Below are 22,917 nucleotides of genomic sequence, written 5' to 3' on the forward strand. Positions count from 1 at the left end.
AACGGTCAGCGCGTCGCACCCGTGACGATCCAGCGGCCCGAGCGGGCGCGGAGCCAGAGGGTCAGCATCCTGACCGTCATCATGAGCGTCATGGCCGCCCAGAGTGCGGTGAGGCCCCCGCCCAATGCGAGGACGAGCAGCGCCACCGGGGCGAACACCGCCAAGGTCGCCACCATCGCCCAGGCCAGATACGGCCCGTCCCCGGCGCCCATCAGGACACCGTCCAGCACGAAGACGATTCCGCAGACGGGCTGGGAGAGAGCCACCATCAGCAGTGCCGGAAGTGCCGCGTCCTTGACCACGGAGTCGCTGGTGAACAGCGGGAGGAACAGCGGCCGGGCGGCCACCACGAGGAGGCCCAGTACGACACCGGCGGCTATGCCCCACTGGACCATGCGGCGGCAGGCCTCGCGGGCGCCATGGGCGTCGTTCGCGCCGAGGTAGCGGCCGATGATGGCCTGCCCGGCGATCGCGATCGCGTCGAGGGCGAAGGCCAGCAGGCTCCACAGGGACAGGATGATCTGGTGGGCGGCGATGTCGGCGTCACCGAGGCGTGCCGCGACAGCCGTGGCGATCATGAGAATCGCCCGCAGCGACAGCGTGCGGACGAGCAGGGGAACTCCGGCCTGAGCCGAGGCCCGGATGCCGGCGGCATCCGGGCGCAGGGAGGCCCCGTGCTTGCGGGCCCCACGCACGACCACGGCCAGATAGACGGCTGCCATGCCGCACTGTGCGATGACGGTGCCCCAGGCGGATCCGGCGATGCCGAGTCCGGCGCCGTAGACGAGTCCCGCGTTGAGCACGGCGTTGGCGACGAAGCCTGCGAGAGCGACGTACAGCGGGGTCCTGGTGTCCTGCAGGCCGCGCAGGACACCGGTGGCGGCGAGGAGAATCAGCATGGCTGGTATGCCGAGTGCGGAGATGCGCAGATACGTCGTGGCATAGGGGGCAGCGGTGGCGGAGGCGCCGAAGAGGTGCACGATGCCCGGGGCCAGCGGGAGGACGAGGGCGATGACCGCCACTCCGAGGAGCAGGGCGAGCCAGATGCCGTCCATGCCCTGACGGATGGCTGCCTGGAGATCGCCGGAGCCGACGCGCCGGGCCACGGCGGCCGTAGTGGCGTAGGCGAGGAAGACGAAGACGCTCACGGCGGTGGTGAGGAGGGCCGAGGCGACGCCCAGACCGGCGAGCTGGGCGGTCCCGAGGTGGCCGACGATGGCGCTGTCGGCCATGACGAACAGAGGCTCCGCGACCAGTGCGCCGAAGGCCGGGACGGCCAGCGCGATGATCTCTCGGTCGTGCCGGCGGCGGGTGGCCTGGGGTATCGCTGGAGCCTGTGTCATGAGCACTAATCTAATCGTCCACAGGTAAGAGATGCAATCGCCGACTGACCCTTACTTTCGGTCTCGAACCGTGCACATGAGCGCACCGTTCGAGGCGATCTTGATCCGACTGGGGAAGTTTTTCTTCTGCACAGCCAGTGGACGGTAAAGGTGCAGGTCAGGGTGTTGCGCTCGGCGGGATCGAGGGCTTGTTCACAGGGCTGTCCACCGTGTCGTGCACAGGTTTCGGCAGGTTCTCCACAGCATCCGGGCCGTCGTCCACATGGCCTGTGGATAACCAGATTGGCTGACGGTGCCGACAGGCCTACCGTTGTCCGGCGCCCGCTCCTTCCCTCGGCCCGGGAAACGTCATAAAACCGACGCGCCAGAACCGGAGTTGGGCCTCTCAATTGTCAGTGTCGTGCCGTACAACAGAGGGCACGGCGAGGTCCGCCGTGCGGACGGGAGGAGGTGGCTCGGTGAGCATTTCCGAGCCCTTGGACGATCCGTGGGCCGACAGCGGACCCAGCGATCGTCTGCCCGCCTCCCGTCGCCGAAGCGACGGCGGCCGGGGCCGTGACGAGCAGCACGACCGGGGCCGGGAGAACGGTGACTGGGAAGGCGGCTCCTCCTTCGAGCGGGTGCCGCCGCAGGACCTGGACGCCGAGCAGTCCGTGCTGGGCGGCATGCTGCTGTCCAAGGACGCCATCGCCGACGTCGTCGAGGTCCTCAAGGGCCATGACTTCTACAAGCCCGCACACGAGACGATCTATCAGGCGATCCTTGACGTCTACGCCAAGGGTGAGCCGGCCGACCCCATCACCATCGCCGCCGAACTCACCAAGCGCGGCGAGATCAACAAGGTCGGCGGCGCGTCGTACCTCCACACCCTCGTCCAGACGGTGCCGACGGCGGCGAACGCCGAGTACTACGCCGAGATCGTCCACGAGCGAGCGGTCCTGCGCCGCCTGGTCGAGGCGGGCACCCGCATCACGCAGATGGGATACGCGGCCGACGACGACGTCGACGAGATCGTCAACCGCGCCCAGGCCGAGATCTACGCGGTCACCGAGCAGCGCACCAGCGAGGACTATCTGCCGCTCGGCGACATCATGGAGGGTGCCCTCGACGAGATCGAGGCGATCGGCTCGCGCAGCGGCGAGATGACCGGTGTGCCCACGGGCTTCACGGACCTGGACTCGCTGACCAACGGCCTGCACCCGGGCCAGATGATCGTCATCGCGGCCCGTCCCGCCATGGGTAAGTCCACGCTCGCGCTGGACTTCGCGCGTGCGGCGTCGATCAAGCACAACCTGGCCAGCGTCATCTTCTCCCTCGAAATGGGGCGCAACGAGATCGCGATGCGTCTGCTGTCGGCCGAGGCGCGCGTGGCCCTGCACCACATGCGCTCCGGCACCATGACGGACGAGGACTGGACCCGCCTGGCGCGCCGGATGCCCGAGGTCTCCTCCGCGCCGCTCTACATCGACGACTCCCCGAACCTGTCGATGATGGAGATCCGCGCGAAGTGCCGCCGGCTGAAGCAGCGCAACGACATCAAGCTCGTGATCATCGACTATCTGCAGCTGATGCAGGCCGGTGGTTCCAAGCGCTCCGAGAGCCGTCAGCAGGAGGTCTCGGACATGTCCCGTAACCTCAAGCTGCTGGCCAAGGAGCTGGAGGTCCCGGTGATCGCGCTCTCGCAGCTCAACCGTGGTCCCGAGCAGCGCACGGACAAGAAGCCGATGGTGTCCGACCTGCGTGAGTCCGGCTCCATCGAGCAGGACGCCGACATGGTCATCCTGCTGCACCGCGAGGACGCCTACGAGAAGGAGTCACCGCGGGCGGGCGAGGCGGACATCATCGTGGGCAAGCACCGTAACGGCCCCACGGCGACGATCACCGTCGCCTTCCAGGGCCACTACTCCCGCTTCGTGGACATGGCCCAGACCTGACGGTGCCGGCACCGTGGCCGTACCGGTTTCCTGGCCGTACCTGGTCACCCTCAGCCAGGTTGGAAGAATGCGAGCATTTTCTGGGCGGCGTCCGGCGACATCAGCAATTCCTTCATGTCCGCGGACATCCGGGCGGCAGCGCTGGTGCGTTCGAACATCTCGCGTTCGTACTCCTTGACGGCGGCGGGAAAGTCGTCCGGGTGCGCGGCCAGCGCGAGACCGAGCAGGGCGCCGTCGAGCAGCGCCATGTTGGCGCCCTCTCCCACCGGCGGCATCAGGTGCGCGGCATCGCCGAGCAGCGTGACGCCCGGCGTCGACGGCCAGGTCAGGCCGACCGGGAGAGCAGTGATCGACCGCGGCACGACCGTGTCGTCGCTGGCCGCGATCAGCGCGGTGAACCGTGAGTCCCAGCCGGGGAGCAGGTCGATCAGCCGCGCCCGGGCGGCGGCCGGGTCGTCGAACGGGATCCCGCTGGTGGCGAACCAGTCCTCGGCGGTGTTGTAGAAGCTGAGGCCGATGCGGACGCGGCCGTCGCCGTTGCGCTGCGCCGCCAGGGACAGTCCGTTGCCGAGCACCCAGTAGGTGCCGCGCCCGACCATCGCCGCGAGGTCGGGGTGTGTGCGATCGATGTCGGGAATGCCGATCTCGACGACGTTCTGGCCGATGTGCGCCGGACGGGCGTCGGTGAGCAGCGCGCGGACCCGGGACTGCGCGCCGTCCGCGCCGACCAGCAGGTCATACGTCGCACTGCCGCCGTCGGCGAAGTGCAGCAGGCCGTTGTCGGCGGATTCGTACGCGTGCCCCCAGCGCACCATGTCGTCGGGGAGGGAATCCAGCAGCAGGTTGCGCAGATCGGCGCGGTCGACCTCGGGTCGCTCCAGGGGGGCGTCGTCGGGCGTGTCCTCCTGGAGCAGCAGCGTGCCGTCCGGCTCGAGCAGACGCATGTCCTGGCCTTCACCACGGGCAATCGCGAAGAACTGCTCGATCAGACCGGCCTCGCGCAGCGCCCGCTGGCCGGAGTGGATGTCGAGCATGCCGCCCTGGCCGCGCGCACCGCGTGACGATTCACGTTCATACACGACGGCGTCGATGCCGTTCACGTGCAGCACCCGGGCAAGGGCCAAGCCACCCAAGCCGGCTCCGACGATGGCGATGGTCATGGTTACCTCTCCTCGATACGCCGTACTGGTCGATACACTGTATCGCTCGATGCGATGTATTGTTAGCGGCATGTTGGTGTGGGAGCGGCCGGAGCCACCGAATCGACCCGTGCCGGCCCCGTTGAGCCGGGAGCGGATCGTGCGAGCGGCGATCCAGCTGGCCGACGCGGACGGCCTGGATGCGGTGTCGCTGCGCAAGGTCGCCACCGCGCTGGACGTCCGTCCGATGCGGCTGTACGGCTACATCGCCAGCAAGGAGGAGTTGCTCGACCTGATGGTCGACGCCGCCCACGCCGAGATCCGGCCGGTCGGAGACGGCTGGCGGGAGGTGCTCCGGTCTCTTGCCGAAGCCACTCGGCACGCTGCTCACGAGCATGAATGGCTCGCCGATCTACTGGGTGGCCGACCCCAGCTCGGGCCGAACGCGCTGGCCAGTGGGGAGACCGTGGTGGCCGCACTGGACGACGTCGACGTGGATGCCGTCATGCCAGTGGTCGCCGCAGTCAACGCGTACGTGATCGGCGCGGTGCGTCGGGAGATCGCCGAGCGGCGTGCCGAGCGGGCCACCGGGATGGACGAGAAGCGTTGGCAGGCCTCACTCGGGCCCTATCTGGAGCGAACCTTCGCCACTGGCCGGTTCCCCGCGCTGGCCACGGTGGTGCACGATGCCGCCCACCTGGACGCCGACCACACCTTCCGGATCGGCCTCGACTTCCTGCTCGACGGCATCGAAGCCCGCCTCTCAAGGTGACGCGCGCGGCCGAAGGACCGGACCGGCCATAGCACCAGGGCGGCGCTGGCGCGTTGAGATGACGCAACCTCCCCAAAGCGCCCGGAGCCGGGGAAATGGACTCGACGCACGGCGCCCCAGCGGATGGACTGGGCCCATGACGACATCGCAAGAAGAGCTGCTCCCGGGCACCCGGCGGGCGTTGCTGCACCGGATCGCGGTCGCGCAGGCCGAAGGACGGGCGCCCTCGCTGGTCGCCGCTGTCGTGCGGGACGGGCGAGCCGTCTGGCACGGGTCGCGCACTTCGGTGGACGGGCACGGGCCGGACGAGAACGTGCAGTACCGGATCGGGTCGATCACCAAAACGTTCACCGCCGTTCTCGTGCTGCGGCTGCGTGACGAGGGTGCGCTCGATCTCGGTGATCTCCTGGAGAAGCATCTGCCGGGCACCGGAGCCGGCGAGGCGACGATCGCCGAACTGCTCGCACACACCGCCGGTTTGGCGGCCGAGTCACCTGCGCCCTGGTGGGAGCGGACCCCGGGCTCATTGCGCCCCGAGCTGAGCGACGTCCTCGGCGAACAGCCCCTCCTGCATCCCGTCGGCCGGCGCCACCACTACTCCAATCCCGGCTACACCCTGCTCGGCGCACTGGTGGAGGAGCTTCGGGGCGCCCCCTGGGAGGAGGTGCTGCGCAGCGAGGTGCTCGAACCCCTCGGCCTCCACCGCACCACCGCCCAGCCACAGGCGCCGCACGCGGGCGGCTGGGCGGTGCATCCCTGGGCCGACGCACTGCTGCCCGAACCACTGGAGGATCTCGGCCGGATGGCCCCCGCCGGACAGCTGTGGTCCACCACCGGTGACCTCGCGCGGTTCGCCGCCTTCCTGGCCGGGGGAGACGACCGGGTGCTGAGCGCGGAGTCGGTGCGTGAGATGCGGACACCCTCGGCGCCGGCCGAGGCCGCGGACGTGATGGACGGGGCGACGTACGGCCTGGGCATGCAGGTCCAGCGGCGGGACGGCAGGCTCCTCGTCGGACACTCCGGCTCGCTCCCCGGCTTCCTCGCGAACCTCACCATCAGCGTGGAGGACGACGTGGCGGCGGTGGTGCTGGCCAACTGCACCAGTGGCCCGCTGCTGGGAGCGGTCGGCGCCGATCTCGTCCGTATCGTCGCGGATGCGGAGCCGCGTATCCCCGAGCCGTGGCGTCCGCTGCGTGAAGTCGACCCGGACGTCCTGGAGCTGGCGGGGCAGTGGTACTGGGGGACGCACGCCTTCGCCCTGCGGGTGATGGCCGACGGGCTCCTCGCGCTGGGACCGCTGACCGGCGGCGGCCGCCGTGCCCGCTTCCGTGCGAACGGGGACGGGACGTGGACGGGCCTGGAGGGTTACTACGCCGGAGAGCTGCTCCGGCCCGTACGCCGACCGGACGGTTCCCTGGTCCATCTGGACCTAGGGTCGTTCGTGTTCACGCGGCAACCCTACGAGGAGGGGGCCGAGGTGCCCGGTGGGGTGGATCCGAAGGGCTGGCGGGGGATCGCGGAATAGGTGGCTCGTCGGCCGGGGGTGGGCGTTTCACGTGAAACACCCACCCCCGGCCGTTCTTTCAGAGCTGGAGCTTGAAACCCACATGCGAGGCGGTGAAGCCGAGGCGTTCGTAGAAACGATGGGCGTCCGTGCGGCTGCTGTCGGAGGTCAGCTGCACCAACTGGCATTTCTGGCGACGGGATTCCTCGACAGCCCACTCGATGAGCTGGGTGCCCAGGCCGCTGCCGCGCTCGTCGCCGTGGATGCGGACGGCCTCGATGATTGAGCGGGTCGCGCCCTTGCGGGAGAGCCCGTGGATGAGCGTCAGCTGGAGGGTGCCGATGACTCGGCCTTCCCGCACCGCCACGACGAGCTGCTGGTTCGGGTCCGCGTTCAGCCGGTCCAGCGCCGTGAGGTAGGGCGTCAGGTCGTCGGGTGACTCGCGCTGGGCACCCAGTGGATCGTCAGCGAGCATCGCGACGATCGCCGGCAGATCGTCCCCAGTGGCACGGCGTATTTCAAGATCTCCCATACCCGCACCCTATGCGGGCACGTTCAGGGACTCCACGACGCGTACCAGCGGGGCCAGTTCGGGGTTCCTGGCCGCCTCGTCCAGGGCCTCGCGCAGGGCGGCGTCATTGGTGGGCCGCGCCTCCTCCAGCAGCCGCAGACCCGCCTCGGTGACGTTGGTGTAGATGCCGCGACGGTCGGTGGGGCACAGGTAGCGCTCCAGCAGACCGCGGTCCTCCAGGCGGGTCACCAGCCGCGTGGTGGCGCTCTGGCTGAGCACGACCGCGTCGGCGACCTGCTTCATCTGCAGATGACCGCCCTCACCGTCGTGCTGCCGGCTGAGCACGTCGAGCAGGGAGTACTCGCGCACGCTCAGGTCGTGCCCGGTCTGCAGGGCGCGCTCGATGTGCGCCTCGATCCTCCCGTGCAGAAGAGCGAGGGCGGACCAGCCCTGAGCGAGGGCGGTGAGCGCGGGGTCCGTCGCTGTCATTGGCGTTTTCCTCCGTCCCGGAGCGGCTGGATCCAGAGTAGAGCACTCCCGCAATAGTCGGTGGTTGCACTTAGCCCGCGTCTGCAACTATTGTGGACGCACGCAAAGCGCTCCTGCAATCGTCTGGGAAGGTGTACCCCCACATGCCTCTCGCGCTTCTGGCCCTCGCGATCGGGGCCTTCGGGATCGGAACGACCGAGTTCGTGATCATGGGTCTGCTGCCCGAGGTCGCCGGAGACTTCGGGGTCTCCATCCCCACAGCGGGCCTGCTCGTGACCGGATACGCCCTCGGCGTGGTGATCGGCGCCCCGCTGATGACCGTGCTCGGCACCAAGGTCTCGCGCAAGCGGATGCTGATGCTCCTGATGGGCCTCTTCATCGCCGGAAACCTGGTCTCCGCCGTGGCCCCCACCTTCGCGATCATGCTGATCGGGCGAGTGATCGCCTCCCTCGCCCACGGTGCCTTCTTCGGCATCGGCTCGGTCGTCGCGGCCGAGCTGGTGGCTCCTGACAAGAAGGCCGGCGCCATCGCGATGATGTTCACGGGCCTGACCGTCGCCAACGTCGTCGGCGTCCCGCTGGGCACGCTCATCGGGCAGCATGTCGGATGGCGCGTCACCTTCGGCATCGTCGCCGCCCTCGGTCTCGTCGGCCTGGCCGGCATCGCCAGGCTGGTGCCCGAGATGCCCAGGCCCGAAGGCGTGCACCTGCGCCATGAACTGGCCGCCTTCAAGAACGCCCAGGTCCTGCTCGCCATGGCGATGACCGTGCTCGGCTTCGGCGGTGTCTTCGCCGCCATCACCTACATCGCGCCGATGATGACGCACATCGCCGGCTTCGCCGACGGGTCCGTGACCTGGCTGCTGGTCCTGTTCGGCCTCGGCATGGTCGGCGGCAACCTCATCGGCGGCAAGTTCGCCGACCGCGCCCTGATGCCGATGCTGTACGTCTCCCTGGGCGCCCTGGCCGCCGTCCTCGCGCTGTTCACGCTCACCGCGCACAACAAGATCGCCGCCGCCGTGACCATCGCCCTCATCGGCGCCCTCGGCTTCGCGACCGTCCCGCCGTTGCAGAAGCGCGTCCTCGACCAGGCCCACGGCGCCCCGACGCTCGCCTCGGCCGTGAACATCGGCGCCTTCAACCTGGGCAACGCCCTCTCCGCCTGGCTCGGCGGCATGGTGATCGCGGCCGGCTTCGGCTACACCGCCCCCAACTGGGTCGGCGCCGCCCTCGCCGCGGCCGCCCTGGTCCTCGCGGTCCTCTCGGCCGCCCTGGAGCGCCGGGACAGCGGGCGGAGCGCCGTGGTGGCCTCCGCAAGCGCCGCCGGGCAGCGGACACCCGTCCACCACTGAGCCCGCACCGTCCGCAGGGCATCAGCACCCGTACTTGACCGTCGACCGGACCGCTGGGGCGCAGGCCGTCCCCGGCCCGTGCGGCACCCCCGCACCTCACGCACACACCGCACCAAGGAGAACGTTCCATGAGCACCACCGCCGTCGCCCCGCTCACCATCGAGGACGCCGAGCTGCTCGTCGCCACGGCCCGTCGCGCGGCCGGGGAGGCCGGAGTCACCGTCAGCGTCACCGTCCTGGACGCCGGCGGCCACCTGCTCGCCTTCCGTCGGGACGACCGGGCCGTGCTGATCTCCGGGGAGACCAGCACCCGCAAGGCCTATACGGCGCTCCAGCTGAACGCGGCCACCGCCGACCTCGTCGACGCCGTCCAGCCCGGCGGCCTCTTCCACACGCTCCCCACGGCCCTCGACCGGCCCCTGCTCTTCATCGCGGGCGGTCTCCCCGTCCACCGGGACGGCCGGCTGATCGGCGCGATCGGCGTCGGCGGCGGTGCCCCGGACCAGGACCACGGCTTCGCCACCGCGGCCGTCCAGGCGCTCGCCTGAGCGCACGTCCCACGGCATGACAACGCCGGCCCTCACCGCCCTGGAGCGTGAGGGCCGGCGTCTGCCGTGCGACCGCTCAGCCCGCGGCGACCGTCAGCGGCGCGAACCGGCGCGTCCAGTCCCCCGGCAGCTCCGTGATGCCGTAGGCCATGACGGCATTGAAGGCCACGGACACCAGCCCCCGTGCCTTGGCCCAGGCCAGCAGCTCCTCGTGGCGTACGTCGATGTCGGTGCGCAGCGGGCGGTCCGTATGGGCCGCCAGCGCGGCGATGAGGGCCTGGGCCGTCTCGGTGTCCCGGGCGATCAGCGGGCCGACGACATGCGTGTCCATGTTGGGCCACGCGGCCGTGTAGCCGATGATCCGGCCGCCGTCCTCGGCCACGCGCAGCTGATCGGCGAAGGCGGGCAGGCGGGTGATGAGGGGAGTGCGGTCGACACCGAACACCTCCTCGTCGAGACGGAGGATCGAGGGCAGGTCCTCCGCGGTGGCCGCACGGGTCGCCACCCCGTGTTCCGGACCGCCGGGTACGAAGTGCCCCCGCAGCATCTCCGCCCGGCCCGTGGCCTTGAAGCCCAGTTCCTCGTAGAGCGGGCGTCCGTAGGGCGTGGCGTGCAGGGTCAGCGGCGTGGTTCCCATGGCGGCGACGACATGCTGCATCAGGCGGCGCCCGACACCCCGGCGGGCGTGGCGCTCGGCCACCAGGACCATGCCGATGGCGCCGAGGTCCGACCGCTCCCAAGAGCCGTACTCCGTGACGACACAGGCGGCGACGAGTCCTCCGTGGGGGTCGTCGATGCCGTAGCCCTTGCCGGCCGTGAGCAGGAAGCCCCACTTGTGTTCCTCGCGTGGCCACCCCCGATCTTCGGACAAGTCGGCGCAGGCGGTGAGATCGCGGAGCGTCAGACGGCGGACGGGCAGAGCAGCGAGGGAAGGAGTCGGCACGCAGGTCAGGCTGTCCGACCGGCACCCCTGACGTCCACCCGTTTCGATGCAGACGCAGGTGCTTTTGGCCATGTCGTGGCCGTTCGCACAGGCCGTCGACAGGCGTGCGTGTTTCACGTGAAACAGCGGGGAACGCGGCGGCGCCTCCCCTTAGCCTCAGCCCATGGCGAGACTTCATCTCTTCGACCTCGATGGCACTTTGCTGCATGGCACCACCGCTCCCGTGGAGCTTTCCCGCCAGTTGGGGAGGGAGGCGGAGACAGTGGCGCTGGACCGGGAGATCGCGGAGGGACGGATAGGTCCGCCGGAGTATGCGACCCGGGTGTACGACCTGTGGGCGGAGCTGCCCGAGGCACATGTGAGTGTGGCCTTCGAAGCGGCTCCTTGGCTGGCCCGGATCCGTGAGGTCTGGGCGGAGATCAGGGCCACGGGCGACTACTGCGCGGTGGTGTCCCTCTCCCCTTCCTTCTTCGTGGAACGCCTCCTGGGCTGGGGTGCACACGCGGCATACGGATCGCGTTTTCCCACCGTGCCGTTCACCGAGCCCGTGGACCCGGCCGGAGTGCTCAACGCCGCGGCGAAGGTGACCATCGCGGACCGGCTCTGCCAGGAATTCGGTGTGACCCGTGCGGACTGCGTTGCGTACGGCGATTCGCTGTCCGACAGGGAACTATTTGCTGTCGTACCGGTTTCCGTCGCGGTCAATGCGGACGGGCATCTCGCCGGACTCGCCACATACTCCTACACCGGCCGTGATCTGTGGGATGCCTATGAATTGGTGTACACGTCCGGTAGTTGAGGGAGTTCATGGTTCGCCCCTTGCTCGTTCCATGGGGATGCAAGGGGGGACTTGTGTGCATGGCGACGGCCGGTAGGGTCGACTCCGGTTCACGTCCGGGATGGAGTACACGCATCCCGTGCGGGCCGAGAGCAGGGCAGGCAGCCTAACGGGACGAAGAGATCGAAGACCCGCGTTTCCGGGTATACGGCCGCGGCATCCGGCCAGGATGGGATGCTGCGGAGAGTGCTACGGCTGGCCGCCCGCCGGGGGAAAGCATGCGCCTCCCGAGGAGGTGCGCAGACCGACCGAGAGATGTTCGAGGCGAGGGCACCCATGGACGCTCCGACCACCACGTCGGGGGAGAACGGCATAGCGGGCGGAGGCGGCTGGTTCACGCCGCACAAGACGCCTCCGACCCCGCCGCCGGGCGGTGATCAGGAGGCGGCCGAGGGACGCAGGCCCGCGGTGGTACGCCCGGTGGGCCGGCCGACCCGGGAAGGCACCGCCCGCCCCGCGTCCGACGCTCCCGCCGCCCACCCCACTCCTGCCGCTCCCGTCGAGCAGCCCACGCAGCCGCTCGCACAGGCCCCGCCCAGCAGCCCACCGATCCCCGAGCCCGCGGCGGCCTTCGAGCCTTCACACCCGGCCGCCGTGCCGACCGAGCCGGAGCGCGTGCCCCCTCAGCGCTCCGCTCCGCCCGTTGTCGAGGAGGCATCCCCGGACGCCCTCGCCATCCGGGGCACGATGGCCGAGATCGGCCCCGTCGCCGACAAGGTCACCTCCTATTTCTATGCGCTCCTCTTCGTTCGTCATCCCGAACTGCGTCCGATGTTCCCGCCGGCGATGGACACCCAGCGGGACCGGCTGCTGAAAGCATTGCTCACTGCGGCCGAGCACATCGACAACAAGCCGGTCCTCGTGGGGTACCTGCAGAATCTGGGCCGCGGACACCGGAAGTACGGCACGCGCGCCGAGCACTATCCGGCCGTGGGCGAATGCCTCATCGGCGCACTCAGCAAGTACGCGTCCGATATCTGGAACCCGGAGATCGAGGCCGCCTGGGTGCGGGCCTACACCACGATCTCCCAGGTGATGATCGATGCCGCGGCGGCGGACGAACTGCGCGCCCCGGCCTGGTGGTACGCCGAGATCGTCACGCACGACCTCAGGACCCCTGATGTCGCTGTCCTCACCGTCCGCCCGGACCAGCCCTACCCCTTCCTCGCCGGGCAGTACACCAGCGTGGAGACGCCCTGGTGGCCACGGGTCTGGCGGCACTACTCCTTCGCCTCGGCACCTCGCTCGGACGGCCTGCTGACGTTCCATGTGAAGGCCGTCCCGGCCGGCTGGGTCTCCAACGCACTCGTGCATCGCGCCCGGCCGGGCGACGTCATACGCCTGGGGCCGCCGGCCGGCTCGATGACCGTCGACCACGCCACCGACAGCGGGCTGCTCTGCCTGGGCGGTGGCACCGGCATAGCGCCCATCAAGGCCCTCGTCGAGGACGTGGCCGAGCACGGCCGGCGCCGTCAGGTGGAGGTGTTCTACGGCGCCCGCACCGACCACGACCTGTACGACATCGACACCATGCTCAGGCTCCAGCAGAGCCACCCGTGGCTCTCCGTACGGGCGATCATCGACCAGCTGGCCCATCTCCAGCTGCCCGATGCCGTACGGGAGTACGGCCCCTGGAACGAGTACGACGCCTACGTCTCGGGCCCGCCCGGCATGATCCGCAGCGGGGTCCACGCCCTGCGGGACATCGGCATTCCCTCGAACCGCATACGGCACGACTCGGTCGAGGAGCTGGTCGTCGTCGGCAACTGACCGGCGCCGGCCGGCTATCCGAGATCGGGGGCGTGCATGGCGCGGACGCCCTCGATGTTGCCGTCCAGGTAGTGCCGCAGCGACAGCGGTACGAGGTGGACGGAGGCGATGCCGACCCGGGTGAACGGGACGCGGACGATCTCGTACTCGCCCGCCGGCTCGTCCACTTCGGGGCCGTGCCGCAGCGACGGGTCCATGGACTCCAGCCGGCAGACGAAGAAGTGCTGGACCTTCACGCCGGTCGCGCCGCCGTCCTCGCCGATGTGCTCCACGGTGTCCACGAAGCAGGGCACGACGTCGGTGATCTTGGCGCCGAGCTCCTCGTACACCTCGCGGTGCAGGGCGTCGACGACGGTCGGGTCCGCGGCCTCGACCCCGCCACCGGGAGTGACCCAGTAGGGATCGACGCCGGGCTTGGTGCGCTTGATCAGGATCAGGTCGTCACCGTCCAGAAGAACGGCACGGGCGGTGCGCTTGACCACGGGTCGGACGGTCATGGGAGAAATGTGGCCCGGCTGGTTCCACGTGAAACATCCCACAGCGCCACCACCCGAGTGCACCGCGTAAAACCCCGGAGTGAGGGTTCAGCCCCAGCTGGCGGCCGCCCGCAGAAGCCACTCGTGCGCCCGTACGACATGCGGCATGGCGAGCGTTCCCGTGCGCACCGCCAGGAAGTACGTGCGCAGCGGTGGCACCGCGGGGTCGTGCAGCGTCACGATCTCTCCCCGCTCGAGACCAGGGGTGCACAGATAGCGGGGCAGCACCGCCAATCCGGCGCCCGCGGTCGCACAGGCGAGCACCGCGCGCAGATCGGGGACGATGACCGTGCCGGAGGCGGCCGGGCGCGAGTCGAAGACGGAGGCCCAGTAGCGCGAGACGAACGGCAGCGACTCGTGGACCTCGACGACCGGCAGGTTCTCCAGGGCGGGCGCCCCCTTGAGACGCAGCGCTCCCGGGCCGATCCGCTCGGCCCAGCGGGGGGCGGCGACGAGCATGTGCTCCTCGTCGCAGAGCGCGGTGGCGGTCAGGAGGGCGCCACGCGGCCGGACCGTGCTGATGGCCAGGTCGTGGTGTCCGGCGGCCAGCCCCTCCAGGGTTTCCTCCGCGGTACCGAAGGAGGCACGCAGGGCGAAACCCTGGCCGTCGTCACCGGTCAGCTCCGTCAGGACGGGAAGCGCGCGCTCGGCGGTGAACTCGGGAGGGCCGGCGAGATGCAGCGTCCGTAACGAGGACTCGTCGTCCAGGCCGCTCTCCGCTATCTCCACCAGGGCGTCGAGGTGCGGCGCGGCCTTGTGGGCGAGTTCGTCGCCGATGGTCGTCGGTGTCACCCCGCGGGCCTGCCGCAGGAACAGGGGGCGGCCCAACTGCCGCTCAAGGGTGCGGATCTGGGAGGTGACGGCCGGCTGGGAGAGGCCCAGCAGGGCAGCGGCGCGGGTGAAGGAACCGGCCCGGTGCACGGTGACGAACGTGCGCAGCAAGGCCAGATCCATGGCACGCCCCTCCCTCTCCCTGCCCTTCTCCGGCCCCCGAGGCAGGCACCAACTATAAATAAGTCGATAGGTCTCTGTCGCTACCGTGATTGGACACTGACAGAGAGTCAACTAGCCTTGTTCGCGCGGTTCTTCGCGCGCGGAACCGAAGGCGGTCCGAGCCACGAGGGGGGAGGCTCGGACCGCCGCAGAGCAGGTCGGGCGGCCCCTGATCCGGTCAGTCGGCGGACTCGTCCAGGGCCCGCAGGACATCCGCCACCAGATCCTCGGGATCCTCGGCGCCGACGGACATGCGGATGAAGCCCTCAGGGACGGGGTCTCCGCCCCAGCGGCCGCGGCGTTCGGCCGTGGAGCGCACACCGCCGAAGCTCGTCGCGTCCTCGACCAGGTGCAGCGCCTCGAGGAAACGCTCGGCACGCGCGCGTGTGGGCAGCGTGAAGGAGACCACGCAGCCGTAGCGGCGCATCTGCTGAGCGGCGACCTTGTGCGCGGGATCCTCGGGCAGCCCCGGATGGCGCAGCCCGGAGACCTCGGGCCGCTGCCGCAGGGCCTCGGCGACCGCGAGGGCCGTCGCGTTCTGCCGGTCGACGCGCAGCTGGAGCGTGGCGATGGAGCGGTGCGCGAGCCAGGCCTCCATGGGTCCGGAGATCGCGCCGACGATCTTGCGCCAGCGGCGTACGGCGGCCATCGCCTCGGAGTCGCGACCGGTGACGTAGCCCAGCAGGAGGTCACCGTGCCCGGTCAGCTGCTTGGTTCCGCTGGCCACGGAGAAGTCGGCGCCCAGCTCCAGCGGGCGCTGCCCGAGCGGGGTGGCGAGGGTGTTGTCGACGGCCACCAGGGCGCCCTTCGCGTGTGCCGCCCCGGCCAAACGCCGGATGTCGCACACGTCGAGCCCGGGGTTCGACGGCGACTCGATCCACAGCAGCCGCGCGCCGTCGAGGACCTCGAGCTGGGCGTCGCCGCCGGTGGGCGCGGTGCGCACCTCGATGCCGTATGCCTCCAGTTGGGAGCGGACCAGCGGCAGCGCCTGGTAGCCGTCGGAGGGCAGGACGACCGCGTCCCCGGCGCGCAGCTGGGAGAACAGCACCGAGGAGATCGCGGCCATGCCGGAGGCGAACACCAGCGTCTCGACGTCGTCCCGCCCCGGCGCCTCCAGCTCCCCGATGGCGCGCTCCAGCAGCGTCCAGGTGGGGTTGTCGTCCCGGCCGTAGGCGTACGGTCCGGTCACCTCGCCCGGCAGGTGGAAGTGCGCGGCGAACACCGGTCCGGGCAGCGTCGGCTCGTGCTTGACGGGCTCGGGGAGTCCGGCGCGCACCGCGCGCGTGCCGTCGCCGACGCGGTCCGCGTCCTTGCCGGTGTCGCTCATGCGGCCCGTCCCTCCAGATGCTCCCGTACGGCGGCGAGCAGACCGGTGCTCGCCGCCTCCACCATCTCCAGGCACTCCTCGAAGCCGTCCCGGCCCCCGTAGTAGGGGTCCGGTACGTCGAGGTCGTCGCCGGCCGCGGTGTCGTACGCGCGCAGCAGGCGCACCTTGCGGGCGTCCTCCTCGGTGGGCGCGAGGCGGCGCAAGGCCTTGAGATGACCGGTGTCGAGGGCGATCACCAGGTCGAGGCGGGTGAACCAGGAGGGCTGGAACTGCCGTGCGACGTGCTCGGTGCCGTAGCCGTGCTCGTCGAGAACCGAGACGGTACGCGGGTCGGCGGCATCGCCCTCGTGCCAGCCGCCGGTGCCGGCGCTGTCGGTCTCCACCAGGTCCGCGAGGCCGGCCTCTTCCACGCGCGCGCGGAAGACGGACTCGGCCATCGGGGAACGGCAGATGTTGCCGGTGCACACGAAACAGACGCGGTAGGTCATGGCGGGCTCAGTCCTCGTCGGGCAGGACGAGGTTCAGCGCCCACGAGACGACGGAGATGATCAGGGCGCCGAGCACGGCCGTCCAGAACCCCTCCACATGGAAGCTCAGGTCGAGCTTGCCGCACACCCAGGAGGTCAGCAGCAGCATCAGCGCGTTGACGATCAGGGTGATCAGTCCGAGGGTGAGGATGAACAGCGGGAAGGTGAGCACCTTCAGGATCGGCTTGACCAGGAAGTTCACCAGGCCGAAGATCAGCGCGACCACGATCAGCGTGCCGGCCTTCTTGGCCGTGCTGTCACCTGTCAGGGTGATCTTGTCGAGCAGCCACACGGCGACCGCCAGAGCGCCCGCGTTGGCGATCGTCTTGACTACGAAATTCTTCATGTGTCTGATCGTGGCAGACCAGATCGACGGCGAGCAGTGGGGCGAGGGCGGCAAACGGCGATGAAGGCATTCCGGCTGGACGAACTGGAGGCGGAGCGCGCCGCTAATGAAGGGGCCTACCTGCAGTTTCTGCGGGAACGGCACATGTCGGTCGGCCTGTACGCCCTCAACGCGGGCGAACACGACCCGCAGCGGCCGCACAACCAGGACGAGGTCTACTTCGTCGTCAGCGGCCGCGCATCGATCACGGTCGGCGAGGAGACCACCCAGGTGGCCCGGGGCAGCGTGGTGTACGTGCCGGCCGGCGTCGCCCACAAGTTCCACCACATCAGCGAGGATCTGCGGGTTCTGGTCGTCTTCTCTCCGCCTGAGGCCTGAGCCCGGCTCTCGGGGTTCCCTAGGGGGAGGGTCAGGGGAGGACAAGGGGTGCGAGGCCCCCGCGGGACCCTCTGGCGCCCTAGCATCGAGTGCAGACATCGAGAACTGCGTCCACGACAGCGCGCAGTACGCCGTGAACGCACCGGAACGCAAAGGACGAGGGCAATGCGAGAGATCTTCGCGGGGCTGCCGTGGTGGGTGAAGTGGGTCGCGGTGCCGGTCATCGCCCTGGTGGTCTTCGGCAGCCTGATAGCGACCGTGGTCGGCTTCGTGATCGGCCTGCTCTTCAAGGCGCTGATCTTCGTCGCCCTGGTCGGTGGACTGATCTATGTCGTGCGCAAGTTCATGTCGAACTCCTCGTCGCGCAGCGACTGGTGAGGGACACGGGAGCCGGTGACCGGTAACGGGAAATCACCGGTTCCCTCGGGCGAGGGAAGTTTCCCCGGCAGGCCGTCTGCACGCGGTGGCGGGCGGTTAGAGTCCGGAACCCCACGCGGGGCCGGGCCCCGCGGGCGGCGTACACCCCCACCCGTGCTTCCTCCGCACGGGCTGCCCCCACCCTCGCGCTACGGGAGTGACCCTTGGCCACGGTTGACACCGCACCGGCAGAACCCCACGCACCCCCCGCCCCGCCGCACTCCTGCACACCCCCCATGCAGCGGCCACCCTCCGCGGGCGTCCCGGGACAGCCACGCGCCGCGTCCCTCCCCGGACCCTCGCACTCCCCGGACGTTCCGGGTCAACCGTCCGCCGCGACCCTCATCGGATCCGTGCAGCGCGCGATGCGCCTGCTGGAGACCGTCGCGGCGCACGAGTACGGCGCCCCCGCCAAGCAGCTCGCCCGCGAGACCGGCCTCGCCCTGCCCACGACCTATCACCTGTTGCGCACCCTGGTGCACGAGGGCTATCTGCGCCGCGAAAAAGGGCTGTTCTTCCTCGGTGACGCGGCCGAGCGGCTGAGCAGCAGCGGAGCGCAGCAGAAACGTCGCAGCACGGTGGCCGACACCCTGGCGCACTGGCGCGATTCCATCGGTGTGCCGGTGTACTACGCGATGTACCGGGACGGCGAGATCGAGGTCATGTGCGTCGCCGAATCGCGGGAGGCCCCGGCGGTCGAGGAGTGGGCCGACTTCCGCGAGACGGGGCACGCGCACGCGATCGGCCAGTGCCTGCTCTCCCAGCTGGACGAGGACGCCCGCCGGGACCACCTGAGCCGCTATCCGGCGCAGTCCATCACCCCGTACACCGTGCGCGACAACCACGCCCTGTTGCGCCGGCTGGCCCGGATGCCGCGGATGGACCCGGTGGTGGAGCGTCAGGAGTACGCGCTGGGGACGGTCTGCGCGGCGATTCCGATCACGGTCGGCACCACGGCGGCCACGATGGCCATCTCGCTCCCCGCCCACCAGGCCGATCGTCTCCTGCCCGCCGCACAGCGGTTGCAGGGCGAGATCGGGCGCCATCTGGGCGCACTGATGCCCTCTATCAGTATCTGAAAACTCACTCCTTGTGATCTGTTGTGTACTTTCAGCAAGATTTGGCTACGGTCGAGGGATCAATCCCGGCCAGTCGATGTCATGTGACGGGGTAGGCGATGCGCGAATCCGTACAAGCAGAAGTCATGATGAGCTTTCTCGTGTCGGAGGAGCTCTCCTTCCGCATTCCGGTGGAGTTGCGCTACGAGACCTGTGATCCCTATGCGGTGCGGCTGACTTTCCATCTGCCCGGTGACGCCCCGGTGACCTGGGCCTTCGGTCGCGAGTTGCTGATCGACGGGGTCGGACGGCCGTGCGGCGAGGGGGACGTGCACATCGCCCCCGTCGACTCCGAGGTGCTGGGCGAGGTGCTGATCCGGCTTCAGGTCGGCGGCGACCAGGCCCTGTTCCGCTCCTCGGCTCCGCCGCTCGTGGCCTTCCTCGATCGCACGGACAAGCTCGTGCCGCTCGGGCAGGAGGGCGCGATGGCCGACTTCGACGCCCATCTCGACGAGGCCCTGGACCGCATCCTGGCCGAGGAGCAGAGCGCCGGCTGAGGTGTTGCGGCAACGGGGCGCCAGCCGCTCCGCTGTGCCGCGTACAGCTGTGCAGTAACGCTTCTTCACTGGCTTCCGATGGGCTTCCGGATGGGCTTCCGGCCTCTGCCGGACTCCCTCACCGCTTCCGGCGCCGGCCCCTGCCGCCGCGCGCCGGAGCGGGCTGTGCCCCGAAGGGGGCCGCCTTGTCCGGTGCCGTCCGGTCGGCCGACACCACCAGGGCGGCGAGCGCGGTGGTGACCGGTACGGAGGCGACCAGGCCGATCGAACCCACGAGCGTGCGCACGATCTCCTCGGCCACCAGCTCGCTGTTGGCGACCGTCCCCACGCTGCTCTGCGCGATCGAGAACAGCAGCAGCAGCGGCAGCGCGGCACCGGCGTAGGCGAGGACCAGGGTGTTGACCACCGAGGCGATGTGGTCGCGGCCGATCCGGATGCCCGCCCGGTACAACCCGCGCCAGCCCATTGCCGGATTGGCCTCGTGCAGTTCCCAGACCGCCGATGTCTGGGTCACCGTCACATCGTCCAGGACACCGAGCGAACCGATGATGACGCCGGCCAGCAGCAGACCGCTCATGTCGATCGACGGGTACAGGCCGTGGATCAGACCGGTGTTGTCGTCCGTGTTGCCGGTGAGTGCGGCCCAGTCGATGAACTCCGAGCCGAGGATGCCGATCAGCAGCAGGGAGGCCAGTGTGCCGAGCACCGCCACTGACGTACGGGCCGACAGCCCATGGCACATGTAGAGCGCGATGAGCATGATCGCGCTGGACCCGACGACGGCCACCAGCAGCGGATTCGAGCCCTGCAGGATCGCGGGCAGGATGAAGAGCGTCAGCACCAGGAAGCTCACGGCCAGCGCGACCAGCGCCATGAGACCGCGCATCCGGCCCACCACCACGACGGCGAGTGCGAAGATCCCCGCGAGCAGTGCCATCGGGAACTTACGGTTCACATCGGTGACGGAGTACTGCAGGTCCTTCGGTGCCGAGGGCTCGTAGGCGACCACGACCTTCTCGCCCTCGTGCAACTGCCGTGACTGGTCCGGCTGCACGATCTCGGTGAACGTACGGCCCTGGTCGTTGCCGGTGTCGACGCGGATCGTCGCCTTCCTGCAGGTGCCTTTCGCCTGTTGCTGCGCCGCGCTGCCCTCGGCGGTGGAGGTGTCGCTGGTCGAGGTGCCCCCCGACGCGTTCACCGACTTGCAGCTCACCTCGACCACCTTGGTGACCGTGGCCTGTTGTGTCTGGCGGTCGAAGCCGACGCCCGTCCGCTCGTGCGGCGGCGCTCCCCCGGGCCAGAGCACCATCAGGCCGACCACGACCGCGGCCGCGAACGGGATCAGGATCGCCGCGATGACCTTGCGCAGATGCTTCGAGACGGGCGCGGCGGGTCCGTGGCTGTGGCTGTGCCCGTGCGAGTGGCCGTGGCCGTGGCCGGTGCCCGGGCCGTGCTGGTGCCCGCGTCCGTGGCCGTCATGCCCGTGCTCGCCGCCCTGTCCGGACCCGCCTCCGCGCGGCGGTTCGGAAGGCGGGTACGGGTGCTGCTCCATGGTGGTCACCGCCAGATCATCGCAAGAACGCCAGGGGCCCCCTGTTCACCGCGCCCGAATTGACGCTAGCGTGGAGGCACCTTTGCACACGCGGGAGCTCGGAGCACCGGGCTGAGAGGGCGCTGACCTCCGTATTCGCGATGTTTCACGTGGAACGTGGTTTCACGGGAAACATCGGCAGACGGAAACCGCTGCGTCGACCGCCGAACCTGTTACCGGGTAATGCCGGCGTAGGGAGTAGGTCTCATGACCAACAAGGACGCACGCACGCCTGCCTCCGTTCCGGACGAGAAGTCCCAGGAGGCCGGGAAGTCCATCGGCTGGCACAAGGCGTACGTCGAGGGCACCCGCCCCGACCTGCGTGTGCCGGTCCGCCAGGTGCACCTCACCAACGGGCAGTCGGTCACGCTGTACGACACATCAGGCCCGTACACCGATCCACTCGTCGACACCGACGTCCGCAGGGGGTTGCCGCCGCTGCGGGAGAACTGGATCATCGCCCGTGGCGACACCGAGGAGTACGCCGGCCGTCCCGTCCGCCCCGAGGACGACGGGATCAAGCACACCTCACCGCGCGGCGGGCTGCGCAACCTGGACGCGGTCTTCCCCGGACGTCCTCGCCAGCCGCGCCGGGGCCGTGACGGCGCGGCGGTCACGCAGCTCGCGTACGCCCGTCGTGGCGAGATCACGCCCGAGATGGAGTTCGTGGCACTCCGCGAGAACGTTGATCCCGAGGTGGTTCGCGAGGAGATCGCGGCGGGCCGCGCGGTGCTGCCGGCCAACGTCAACCACCCGGAGATCGAGCCGATGATCATCGGCAAGCGGTTCCTGGTGAAGGTCAACGCCAACATCGGCAACTCCGCGGTCACGTCCTCCATCGAGGAGGAGGTGGAGAAGATGACCTGGGCGACCCGCTGGGGCGCCGACACGGTCATGGACCTCTCGACCGGCCGCAACATCCACACCACCCGCGAGTGGGTGCTGCGCAACTCCCCCGTCCCCATCGGCACGGTGCCGCTCTACCAGGCGCTGGAGAAGGTCGACGGCAAGGCCGAGGAACTGACCTGGGAGATCTACAAGGACACGGTCATCGAGCAGGCCGAGCAGGGCGTGGACTACATGACCGTCCACGCGGGCGTGCGCCTGCCGTATGTGCCGCTCACCGCCAACCGCAAGACCGGCATCGTCTCGCGCGGCGGCTCGATCATGGCCGCGTGGTGCCTCGCGCACCACAAGGAGTCGTTCCTGTACGAGAACTTCGAGGAGCTCTGCGAGATCCTCGCCGCCTACGACGTCACGTACTCGCTCGGCGACGGCCTTCGCCCGGGCTCGATCGCGGACGCCAACGACGAGGCACAGTTCGCGGAGCTGCGGACGCTCGGGGAACTCAACCGGATCGCCAAGCGTTTCAACGTACAGACCATGATCGAGGGCCCGGGACACGTCCCGATGCACAAGATCAAGGAGAACATCGACCTCCAGCAGGAGATCTGCGAGGAGGCTCCGTTCTATACGCTCGGCCCGCTGACCACGGACGTCGCCCCGGCCTACGACCACATCACCTCCGGTATCGGTGCCGCGATGATCGCCTGGTGGGGCACGGCGATGCTCTGCTACGTCACGCCCAAGGAGCATCTGGGCCTGCCCAACCGTGACGACGTCAAGACCGGCGTCATCACCTACAAGATCGCCGCCCATGCGGCCGACCTCGCCAAGGGGCACCCCGGTGCGCAGGAGTGGGACGACGCGCTGTCCGACGCCCGCTTCGAGTTCCGGTGGGAGGACCAGTTCAACCTCGCCCTGGACCCGGACACGGCACGGGAGTTCCACGACGAGACGCTGCCGGCCGAGCCCGCCAAGACGGCCCACTTCTGCTCCATGTGCGGGCCGAAGTTCTGCAGCATGAAGATCTCGCAGGACATCCGCCGTGAACACGGCGGTACCAAGACCGAGATCGAGGAGGGCATGGCCCAGAAGTCGAAGGAGTTCGCGGCCGCGGGCAACCGGGTGTACCTGCCGCTGGCGGACTGACGCACGCGGACGGGCGCTGTTCCTCGGGCCCGAGGCCCGGGGAACAGCGCCG

At 69.6% G+C, this 22,917-nt stretch carries 23 protein-coding genes and 1 riboswitch; of the genes, 12 read left to right on the plus strand and 11 right to left on the minus strand.

The window, feature by feature from the left end:
- Positions 1 to 5: 5 nt before the first annotated feature.
- Entirely contained in the window at positions 6 to 1,343 is a 1,338-nt protein-coding gene (locus ACIF83_RS27765) for an MATE family efflux transporter (RefSeq protein ID WP_399730899.1), read from the minus strand.
- A 458-nt stretch (positions 1,344 to 1,801) separates the two neighbouring features.
- Here ACIF83_RS27765 and dnaB point away from each other — a divergent pair, with 458 nt between their 5' ends.
- On the plus strand, positions 1,802 to 3,277 hold the full coding sequence (gene dnaB, locus ACIF83_RS27770; protein ID WP_145878923.1) for a replicative DNA helicase: 1,476 nt from the start codon (positions 1,802 to 1,804) through the stop codon (positions 3,275 to 3,277).
- Between the two features lie 50 nt (positions 3,278 to 3,327).
- Here the strand turns inward: dnaB and ACIF83_RS27775 are convergent, their stop codons facing one another.
- The gene (locus ACIF83_RS27775; RefSeq protein ID WP_393474677.1) at positions 3,328 to 4,437 is read right to left on the minus strand and encodes an FAD-dependent oxidoreductase; all 1,110 of its coding nucleotides are present in this window, start codon (positions 4,435 to 4,437) and stop codon (positions 3,328 to 3,330) included.
- A 70-nt stretch (positions 4,438 to 4,507) separates the two neighbouring features.
- On the opposite strand from ACIF83_RS27775, the gene ACIF83_RS27780 reads away from it, so the two are divergent.
- Entirely contained in the window at positions 4,508 to 5,188 is a 681-nt protein-coding gene (locus ACIF83_RS27780; protein ID WP_393475381.1) for a TetR/AcrR family transcriptional regulator, read from the plus strand.
- Between the two features lie 136 nt (positions 5,189 to 5,324).
- On the plus strand, positions 5,325 to 6,713 hold the full coding sequence (locus ACIF83_RS27785) for a serine hydrolase domain-containing protein (RefSeq protein ID WP_399730902.1): 1,389 nt from the start codon (positions 5,325 to 5,327) through the stop codon (positions 6,711 to 6,713).
- Between the two features lie 58 nt (positions 6,714 to 6,771).
- Here ACIF83_RS27785 and ACIF83_RS27790 read toward each other — a convergent pair whose 3' ends face one another.
- Positions 6,772 to 7,224, minus strand: coding sequence for a GNAT family N-acetyltransferase (locus ACIF83_RS27790; protein WP_393474672.1), 453 nt, complete (start codon positions 7,222 to 7,224; stop codon positions 6,772 to 6,774).
- A gap of 9 nt (positions 7,225 to 7,233) precedes the next feature.
- Positions 7,234 to 7,692 (minus strand): MarR family winged helix-turn-helix transcriptional regulator, encoded by a 459-nt coding sequence (locus tag ACIF83_RS27795; RefSeq protein WP_393474669.1) that lies wholly within the window; start codon positions 7,690 to 7,692, stop codon positions 7,234 to 7,236.
- Between the two features lie 143 nt (positions 7,693 to 7,835).
- Between ACIF83_RS27795 and ACIF83_RS27800 the strand changes: the two genes are divergently transcribed.
- Complete coding sequence (locus tag ACIF83_RS27800) at positions 7,836 to 9,044, plus strand: MFS transporter (RefSeq protein ID WP_399730907.1); 1,209 nt, start codon at positions 7,836 to 7,838, stop codon at positions 9,042 to 9,044.
- Between the two features lie 128 nt (positions 9,045 to 9,172).
- Positions 9,173 to 9,592 (plus strand): heme-binding protein, encoded by a 420-nt coding sequence (locus ACIF83_RS27805; RefSeq protein ID WP_393474663.1) that lies wholly within the window; start codon positions 9,173 to 9,175, stop codon positions 9,590 to 9,592.
- A 76-nt stretch (positions 9,593 to 9,668) separates the two neighbouring features.
- Here the strand turns inward: ACIF83_RS27805 and ACIF83_RS27810 are convergent, their stop codons facing one another.
- Positions 9,669 to 10,535 (minus strand): GNAT family N-acetyltransferase, encoded by an 867-nt coding sequence (locus tag ACIF83_RS27810; RefSeq protein ID WP_399730911.1) that lies wholly within the window; start codon positions 10,533 to 10,535, stop codon positions 9,669 to 9,671.
- A 163-nt stretch (positions 10,536 to 10,698) separates the two neighbouring features.
- Between ACIF83_RS27810 and ACIF83_RS27815 the strand changes: the two genes are divergently transcribed.
- Together ACIF83_RS27815 and ACIF83_RS27820 are read left to right on the plus strand one after the other, a co-directional pair.
- Positions 10,699 to 11,334 (plus strand): HAD family hydrolase, encoded by a 636-nt coding sequence (locus ACIF83_RS27815; protein WP_399730914.1) that lies wholly within the window; start codon positions 10,699 to 10,701, stop codon positions 11,332 to 11,334.
- Positions 11,335 to 11,628: 294 nt separating this feature from the next.
- On the plus strand, positions 11,629 to 13,143 hold the full coding sequence (locus ACIF83_RS27820) for a globin domain-containing protein (RefSeq protein WP_399730917.1): 1,515 nt from the start codon (positions 11,629 to 11,631) through the stop codon (positions 13,141 to 13,143).
- A gap of 14 nt (positions 13,144 to 13,157) precedes the next feature.
- Here ACIF83_RS27820 and ACIF83_RS27825 read toward each other — a convergent pair whose 3' ends face one another.
- The 5 genes from ACIF83_RS27825 to ACIF83_RS27845 form a co-directional block, all read right to left on the minus strand.
- On the minus strand, positions 13,158 to 13,640 hold the full coding sequence (locus tag ACIF83_RS27825; protein ID WP_393474651.1) for an NUDIX domain-containing protein: 483 nt from the start codon (positions 13,638 to 13,640) through the stop codon (positions 13,158 to 13,160).
- 87 nt (positions 13,641 to 13,727) lie between these two features.
- Positions 13,728 to 14,633: a LysR family transcriptional regulator gene (locus tag ACIF83_RS27830; RefSeq protein WP_398138721.1), complete on the minus strand. Its 906-nt coding sequence runs from the start codon at positions 14,631 to 14,633 to the stop codon at positions 13,728 to 13,730.
- 217 nt (positions 14,634 to 14,850) lie between these two features.
- Positions 14,851 to 15,999, minus strand: a complete 1,149-nt coding sequence (locus ACIF83_RS27835) for a cystathionine gamma-lyase (protein ID WP_393474645.1) — start codon at positions 15,997 to 15,999, stop codon at positions 14,851 to 14,853.
- On the minus strand, positions 15,996 to 16,487 hold the full coding sequence (locus tag ACIF83_RS27840; protein WP_393474642.1) for a low molecular weight protein-tyrosine-phosphatase: 492 nt from the start codon (positions 16,485 to 16,487) through the stop codon (positions 15,996 to 15,998). The genes ACIF83_RS27835 and ACIF83_RS27840 overlap by 4 nt, the downstream gene beginning before the upstream one ends.
- 7 nt (positions 16,488 to 16,494) lie before the next feature.
- Entirely contained in the window at positions 16,495 to 16,872 is a 378-nt protein-coding gene (locus ACIF83_RS27845; RefSeq protein ID WP_393474639.1) for a phage holin family protein, read from the minus strand.
- Between the two features lie 60 nt (positions 16,873 to 16,932).
- On the opposite strand from ACIF83_RS27845, the gene ACIF83_RS27850 reads away from it, so the two are divergent.
- From ACIF83_RS27850 to ACIF83_RS27865, 4 genes are all read left to right on the plus strand, one after another.
- A complete protein-coding gene (locus tag ACIF83_RS27850; protein ID WP_094218692.1) occupies positions 16,933 to 17,250 on the plus strand; it encodes a cupin domain-containing protein in 318 nt (105 codons plus the stop codon).
- A 165-nt stretch (positions 17,251 to 17,415) separates the two neighbouring features.
- On the plus strand, positions 17,416 to 17,628 hold the full coding sequence (locus tag ACIF83_RS27855) for a DUF5326 family protein (RefSeq protein WP_145878899.1): 213 nt from the start codon (positions 17,416 to 17,418) through the stop codon (positions 17,626 to 17,628).
- Positions 17,629 to 17,831: 203 nt separating this feature from the next.
- Entirely contained in the window at positions 17,832 to 18,746 is a 915-nt protein-coding gene (locus ACIF83_RS27860; protein WP_399730925.1) for an IclR family transcriptional regulator, read from the plus strand.
- Positions 18,747 to 18,844: 98 nt separating this feature from the next.
- Positions 18,845 to 19,282, plus strand: a complete 438-nt coding sequence (locus ACIF83_RS27865) for an SsgA family sporulation/cell division regulator (protein ID WP_393474634.1) — start codon at positions 18,845 to 18,847, stop codon at positions 19,280 to 19,282.
- A 118-nt stretch (positions 19,283 to 19,400) separates the two neighbouring features.
- Here the strand turns inward: ACIF83_RS27865 and ACIF83_RS27870 are convergent, their stop codons facing one another.
- On the minus strand, positions 19,401 to 20,843 hold the full coding sequence (locus tag ACIF83_RS27870; protein ID WP_399730928.1) for a YibE/F family protein: 1,443 nt from the start codon (positions 20,841 to 20,843) through the stop codon (positions 19,401 to 19,403).
- Between the two features lie 71 nt (positions 20,844 to 20,914).
- Positions 20,915 to 21,088: riboswitch (TPP riboswitch) on the plus strand.
- On the opposite strand from ACIF83_RS27870, the gene thiC reads away from it, so the two are divergent.
- Positions 21,081 to 22,865, plus strand: a complete 1,785-nt coding sequence (gene thiC / locus ACIF83_RS27875; protein ID WP_399730931.1) for a phosphomethylpyrimidine synthase ThiC — start codon at positions 21,081 to 21,083, stop codon at positions 22,863 to 22,865. Its footprint overlaps the riboswitch before it by 8 nt.
- Positions 22,866 to 22,917: the final 52 nt, after the last annotated feature.

Source organism: Streptomyces sp. NPDC085866 (assembly GCF_044541035.1).
Classification (GTDB): Bacteria; Actinomycetota; Actinomycetes; order Streptomycetales; family Streptomycetaceae; genus Streptomyces.